Genomic DNA, 6,257 nt, shown 5'->3' on the forward strand with positions numbered 1-6,257 from the left:
TCGGGCCTGGGCGACTACCTGGCCGAGGACGACCGCGACGCGCTGCGCATCGCGCGCGAGATCCTGGCGAAGATCGGCTGGGACCGAGCGACCGCGGCCACGCCAGCCGGGCCCGAGGGCTCGCGCCGCGCGTTCAAGCCCCCGCGCCTGGACGCGCAGGAGCTGCTGGGCCTGATGCCGCTGGACGGCCGGCGGCCCGTGGACATGCGCGAGGTGATCGCCCGCATCGCCGACGACTCCGACTTCCTGGAGTTCGGCCGCGACTACGGCAGCGCCACGGTGTGCGGGCACTTCCACCTCGAAGGCTGGCCCGTGGGCGTGATCACCAACAACGGGCCCATCGACAGCGCCGGCGCGGCCAAGGCCACGCACTTCATCCAGGCCTGCTGCCAGAGCCGCACGCCGCTGCTGTACCTGCAGAACACCACCGGTTTCATGGTGGGCCGCGCGCATGAAGAGGCCGGCATCATCAAGCACGGCTCCAAGATGATCCAGGCCGTGACCAACGCCAGCGTGCCGCAGATCACGCTGCACTGCGGGGCCTCGTTCGGCGCCGGCAACTACGGCATGTGCGGGCGCGGTTTCGCGCCGCGCTTTTGCTTCAGCTGGCCCAACGCCCGCACCGCGGTGATGGGCGCAGAGCAGGCCGCGCAGACCATGCGCACCGTGACCGAGGCCGCCATGCGGCGAAAAAGCCAGGGCCAGGGCGAGGTCGACACCGCCAGGCTCGACGCCCTGGGCCAGCGCATCGTGGAGCGCTTCGACCGCCAGATGAGCGTGCTGCACACCAGCGCCCTGCTGCTGGACGACGGCGTGATCGACCCGCGCGACACCCGGGCCGTGCTGGCCCAGGTGCTGGCCCTCTGCCGAGAGGCGCAAGGCCGCCAGCCGCAGCCCATGCAGTTCGCCGTGGCCCGGCCTTGAGCGCGCACCCTGGCCTGCACACAGAGCCCTCGCTCAACCGCCACCCCGCCCGCCCACTCACCCGCATGACCCAGGCCACGCCCTTCCACAAGATCCTGGTGGCCAACCGTGGCGAGATCGCGCTGCGCGTGATGCGCACGGCGCATGCGCTGGGCTACCGCACCGTGGCGGTGTATTCCGAGGCCGATGCCGGTGCGCCACACGTCCTGGCGGCCGACGAAGCGGTGGCCATCGGCGCGGCACCGCCCGCGCAGTCGTACCTGAACATCGGCGCGCTGATCGAGGCGGCGCGGGCCAGCGGAGCTGACGCCGTGCACCCGGGCTACGGCTTCCTGGCCGAGAACGCGGCTTTCGCCCAGGCCTGCCATGATGCGGGCCTGGTGTTCATCGGCCCCAGCCCGCAGGCCATCCGCGCCATGGGCGACAAGGCCGGCGCCAAGCGGCTGATGGCGGCCGCCGGCGTGCCGTGCATCCCCGGCTTCCAGAGCGAAAACCCGGCCGACCAGACGCCGGAGCGGCTGACCGCCGAGGCCGCGCGCATCGGCTACCCCGTCATGATCAAGGCCACGGCCGGGGGCGGGGGGCGCGGCATGCGCCGGGTGGACGCGCCCGGAGACTTCGCCGCCGCGCTGCGCAGCGCGCAAAGCGAGGCCCAGCACGCCTTTGGCGACGCCACAGTGATCCTGGAGCGGGCCCTGGAAAGCCCCCGGCACATCGAGATCCAGGTCTTCGCCGACCGTCACGGCCAGGCGCTGCACCTGGGCGAACGCGACTGTTCGGTCCAGCGCCGGCACCAGAAGCTGATCGAGGAGGCGCCCTCCCCCGCCGTGGACGAGGCCCTGCGCGCGGCCATGGGCGCCACCGCCGTGGCCGCCGTGCGCGCCATCGGCTACGAGGGGGCGGGCACGCTGGAATTCCTGCTGGACGAGCAGGGCCGCTATTACTTCATGGAGATGAACACGCGGCTGCAGGTGGAGCATCCCGTCACCGAGGCGCTGACCGGCCTGGACCTGGTGGCGTGGCAACTGCGCGTGGCCGCCGGCGAGCCGCTGCCCCTGCAGCAGCACGAGATCGGCTTCCAGGGGCACGCCATCGAGGTGCGGCTGTGCGCCGAGGACGCGGCCCGCGGCTTCATGCCCTGCAGCGGCACGGTGCAGCGCTGGCAACCCCCGCCCGGCCTGCGCGTGGAACATGCACTGTGTGACGGCGCGGCGGTGCCGCCGCATTACGACTCGATGATCGCCAAGCTGGTGGCGCACGGGCCCACGCGCGCGGACGCCCGGCGCCGCCTGCTGCGCGGCCTGCACGAGCTGGTGGCCCTGGGCCTGCCCACCAACCAGTCCTTTCTGGCGCGCTGCCTGGAACATCCCGGCTTCGCCGCAGGCGCCGCCACCACCGACTTCATCACCCGCCACCAGGACGAACTGCTGCGCACGGACGACACGGCCCAGCGCCAGGCCTCGCTGCTGGCCGCCTGGCTGCTGCGCGCCACCCAGGGCGCAGACCCCGCAGTCCATGGACCCCACGCCGACGGCCAGCGCAGCGCGCCCGCGCCGACCTTGACGCATGGCCTGCCCGTGGGCCTGCGCCTGGCGCTGAACGGCGAGGACCATGCCCTGCGCCTGACCGAGCGGGCGCCCGGCCGCTTCGAGCTGGCGCTGGCCGGTGCACTGCACGAGCTGCAGGCGGTCGCGGTGGACGCGCACCAGGCCCGCTGCATCATCGACGGTGTGATGCGGCGCGTCATCTTCCACCGCGACGGCGCGCAGCTGTGGCTGGCCCACGACGGCCAGGCGCATGCCGTGGAAGACCGGACCTGCGCCGCCACGGCGCGCCGCGGCGAGGCCGGCGGCGATGGCCGCGTGCGCGCGGCGATGAGCGGGCGGGTGGTGGCCGTGCTGGTGGCGCCCGGTGAGGCGGTGCAGGCCGGCCAGGCCGTGCTGACGCTGGAGGCCATGAAGATGGAGCACGCCCACCACGCCCCCGTGGCCGGCGTGGTGGCCGCGTTGCACGCCGCCGCGGGCGATCAGGTGGCCGCGGGGCGGGTGGTGGTGGAGATCAATCCGGCCGCCTGACCTGCGCACGCGGCTGTTCCAGATTCCAGAGGAGGGGCTTGGCCCTCACCCGTATCGACGGTGTCCAACGGGAGACGGCGCTGGTGCGGGCCGTGCCAGTGGCGCAATCGGTCTGATATCCCCCTTCGCGTCTGTCACCTGGAGGGAGTTTCTGGAGCGTCACTCAACCGGGCGAGCCAGTAGCCAGGGCGGCGGCGATGGGGCGCAATGGCGAACTCCAGAAACTCGTTATCCGATGGCCGATAGACGACGCTGAAAGGAATGCCCTTGACCAGGACACTTCGCGTTGAATGATGCGATGGAGCCCCACCCAGCGGATGCCTTGTTGCACGCTCAAGGGCAGCCTCGACCGCAGCCTGAAATCCGATGCCTGAACCAGTTCTTGCGCTGGAGTAGTACTCGACCTCATGCAGCAACTCGGCCTCGCCTTCGGGCAGGAAACGAACAGCACTCACTTTGCGAGGGCACGTGCCTTGGCGAAGACCTCTTCTGCGGATACTGCCCGCACTTCCCCGCGGTCATACGCGGAAAGACGGCGTTCAATCTCAGCAGCCCAAGCAGCATCAAGCTCCGAAGATGCCGGCTCGTTCAGGGACTCCAGCAATTCGTCGACAAGGCGCTCCCGCTCTTCGCGGGGGAGTTGCTTGCCACGGACTGCGAGATCGGCAACGTTGTCTGGCATGGCCACTCCTGAGGACAAGGGCGAAGAAGTCTAGCCCTGCCCTTGCCCGTCAAAAACCGCTGGACTTTTCTTTCGCTTTCCTCTACCGCGAGGGATGGAACGACAACACCAGATCAAGCGCACGTTAATGTGGAAGTCTTCCATGATCCGGGGCGTTGCCCCACATCATGAAAGTTAGCAACTCCTGAGTCGATCGATGCAGTTCGGCGTGTGCCGGCTGACGGCCCGCATGCCAGTCGCGCGGCGCTGGCGCATGCCGTGTGCGAGCACTTCGGCTTTGTCGACGCCCGAGGCCGCGCGCAGCTCGCCGGCTGCGTCAAGGCACTGCGCGAACCCGAGCACGCGGGCCACTTCAAGTTGCCCGTCGCCGGACCCGCAGGCCGTCGCCCCGGCCAACTCGGGTCCGCGCGGCGTCTGAATATGCCGGTGCCCGAGCCGCAGGATGTGCCCGCGCTGGCCGACCAGGTGCGAGGCCTGGCGCTGGTCAAGGTCCAGAGCCTGGAGCAGTTGCGGCTGTGGAACGAGTTGATGGCTTGCGAGCATCCGCCAGGAGCAGGACCGCTGGTGGGCGCGCAGCTGCGCTACCTGATCCACTCCGAACACGGCTGCCTGGGCGGGCTTGGCTTCGCCGCGGCAGCGCTGAACCTGGCCGATCGCGACCGCTGGATTGGCTGGGACGCCGCCACCCGGCGCGAGCATCTGCATCGCATCGTGGGCATGGCACGCTTCCTGATCCGCCGCTCGGTGCGCTGCCACAACCTGGCCTCGCGTGTGCTGGGCATGGCCGCGCGCACTGTGGCGACCGACTACGAGACGCAGTACGGCTACCAGCCCTGGCTGCTCGAGAGCTTCGTGGATACCGAACAATTCCTGGGCACCTGCTACCAAGCGGCCAATTGGATGGCCGTGGGCCACAGCCAAGGGCGCGGCCGCCAAGACCGCGCCCACGAGGCGGCCAAGTCCGTCAAGGCCATCTACGTCTATGCGCTGGCAGCCCACTGGCGCGCTCGCATGGGCGTGCCCGAACCGCGCGGCCCCGAGCCCCTGCACCCCGGTGAGGGTCTGGACGGCCACGAGTGGGCGCAGCACGAGTTCGGCGGCGCCGAGCTGGGCGATCTTCGGCTGCAGCGCCGCCTGGTGGAGTGCGCCCGCGCGCTGGGCGACCAACCCGGCCGCGCGTTCTGCGGTGCGGCCAGCGGCGAGCTGGCCGCCGTCAAGGCGTACTACCGCCTCATCGGGCTGCCCGACGATGACCGGGCGATCACGATGCAGGCGATGCTCGCGCCGCATCGCCAGCGCACCTTGCAGCGCATGATGGCGCAGCCGCTGGTGCTGTGCGTGCAAGACGGCACGGAACTGAACTACACCAACATCGCGCAGTGCCGGGGCCTGGGCTCGCTGGGCACCAACCAGACCGGCGCGCGCAGCAAGGGGCTGCACCTGCACTCGACGCTGGCGCTCACCGCAGACGGCCTGCCGCTGGGCGTGCTGGATGCGAGTTGCCAGGCGCCGTCCACGCGTGAGGCCGATGACCGACGCTGCAGCGCCAACATCCCCATCGAGGAGAAGAAGACCTTCGATTGGATCCAGGGGCTGCGCCAATGCGAACAGGCCGCGGCACGAATGCCCCAGACCCGCTTGGTCAGCGTGATGGACCGACAGGCCGACTTCTTCGAGCTGTTCGACGAGCAGCGCCGGCGTAACAAGGTCGATCTGTTGGTGCGCGCCAAGCACGACCGCCTCATCAACGACCCATTGAGCGCCGAGCAGCGCACCTTGTTCGACCAGGTGCGAAGCGGTCCAGCCAAGAGCCGGCTGGCCATCGAGGTGCCGCGCCAGAGCACTCGGCCCAAGAAGAGCAAGAGCCAAGCGCGCGCGGGCCACCCCAAGCGCACGGCGCAGGTGCAGCTGCGCTGGCGCGCGGTCGAGTTACAGCCACCCCAACATCACGCGGGCAAGACAGCTCTGCGGCTGTGGGTGGTGCACGTGCGCGAGACGCGGGCACCCGCCGGTGCCGGCCGGCTCGAATGGTTCTTGCTGAGCACGCGCGAAATCGCAACCGTCGAGCAAGCCTGTGAGTGTGTGCGCTGGTACTGCCTGCGCTGGCGCATCGAGGACTGGCATCGCGTGCTCAAGAGCGGCTGCCGCGTCGAGGCGCTGCAGCACAAGACGGCCACGCGCTTGCAGCGCGCCATCGCCTTCAACCTCGTCATCGCCTGGCGCATCATGCTGCTGACGCTGCTGGGCCGACAGGCCCCGGAGCTTCCAGCCGACGTGCTGTTCTCCGACCTCGAGGTCGAGGTGATGCAGGCGTACGCAAAAAAACGGCATCGAACGACCCGTACTGCTCGGCGAGGCCGTTGGCCTCGTAGCCAGGCTCGGCGGCTACCTCGGCCGCCCCAAGGATCCTCCTGCGGGCCACCAAGTGCTCTGGCGCGGCCATACGCGACTGCAGGCGATGTGCGAGGGCTATGCACTGTGGACTGAGGGAAGTGGCTGATAGTTGTGGGGAAAGGGCAGCGCTAGCGCCTGGCGCCGCTCGTCGACCATGGGCGTGATGTACTTGGCCCTGTCCT

At 70.0% G+C, this 6,257-nt stretch carries 4 protein-coding genes; 3 read left to right on the plus strand and 1 reads right to left on the minus strand.

All coding sequences use genetic code 11. The features are described 5' to 3' along the window. A partial coding sequence (locus tag ACOVRJ_RS19010) for a carboxyl transferase domain-containing protein (RefSeq protein WP_422045396.1) occupies positions 1–924 on the plus strand: 924 nt, incomplete at its 5' end. A 65-nt stretch (positions 925–989) separates the two neighbouring features. Next, positions 990–2,999 (plus strand): acetyl-CoA carboxylase biotin carboxylase subunit, encoded by a 2,010-nt coding sequence (locus ACOVRJ_RS19015; protein WP_422045397.1) that lies wholly within the window; start codon positions 990–992, stop codon positions 2,997–2,999. 451 nt (positions 3,000–3,450) lie between these two features. Here the strand turns inward: ACOVRJ_RS19015 and ACOVRJ_RS19020 are convergent, their stop codons facing one another. After that, positions 3,451–3,681 carry an addiction module protein gene (locus tag ACOVRJ_RS19020; protein WP_422045398.1) on the minus strand — a complete coding sequence of 77 codons (231 nt, stop codon included), beginning with the start codon at positions 3,679–3,681 and terminating at the stop codon, positions 3,451–3,453. Between the two features lie 210 nt (positions 3,682–3,891). Between ACOVRJ_RS19020 and ACOVRJ_RS19025 the strand changes: the two genes are divergently transcribed. Beyond that, a complete protein-coding gene (locus ACOVRJ_RS19025; RefSeq protein ID WP_422045399.1) occupies positions 3,892–6,168 on the plus strand; it encodes an IS4 family transposase in 2,277 nt (758 codons plus the stop codon). The last annotated feature ends 89 nt before the right edge of the window (positions 6,169–6,257 follow it).

Source organism: Roseateles sp. (genome assembly GCF_049240545.1).
GTDB lineage: Bacteria > Pseudomonadota > Gammaproteobacteria > Burkholderiales > Burkholderiaceae_C > Paucibacter_A.

Excerpts from the sequence above, each read along its gene's own strand:
- ACOVRJ_RS19015 (WP_422045397.1), top strand. The coding sequence starts at position 990 with ATGACCCAGGCCACGCCCTTCCACAAGATCCTGGTGGCCAACCGTGGC.
- ACOVRJ_RS19020 (WP_422045398.1), bottom strand. The coding sequence starts at position 3,681 with ATGCCAGACAACGTTGCCGATCTCGCAGTCCGTGGCAAGCAACTCCCC.